1 protein-coding gene is annotated in these 548 nt (G+C 57.1%); it reads left to right on the top strand.

The features are described 5' to 3' along the window. Positions 1-548, top strand: a 548-nt coding sequence (locus ACTHUR_RS17275) for a TrkA C-terminal domain-containing protein (protein WP_440399941.1), incomplete at both ends; no start/stop codon positions are given.

Consider the following 548-nt stretch of genomic DNA (forward strand, 5'->3'; position numbering starts at 1 on the left):
AATATCCACAGCCGCATCGCCCGCGTGCGTTCCAGCGAATATCTGGAATACCCCTACCCTGAAAACGACGATACAGAAAACGGCGGCCTTACCGTCTTCGACATCACCGAAACCATCAGCCCCGAACAGCTCGTTACCGAACAGCTCGTTGGGCTGCTCAGCTACACCAGCGCATTGCAGGTATTGAGGTTTGCCGGCGACAAAGTCCGCATGGTCATCGTACAGGCGCGTAAAGGCGGGCTGCTCGTCAACCGTGAAATTGCTGACATCAACCAACACCTCCCCGAAGGCGCGGACTGCCAAATCTGCGCCATATACCGCAACAACCGCCTTATCGTCCCCACGCCGCAAACCGTCATTATCGAAGGCGACGAGGTACTTTTTGCCGCCGACATCAGCAGCGTCAACATCATCATGCGCGAACTGCGCCCCAAAGAAGCGCGTACCCGCCGCATCATGATTGCCGGCGGCGGCAACATCGGCTACCGCCTTGCCAAGCAGCTCGAATCCAAATACGACATCAAAATCGTCGAACATAACCCCCGCCG

Source organism: Neisseria sp. P0021.S007, from assembly GCF_051956855.1.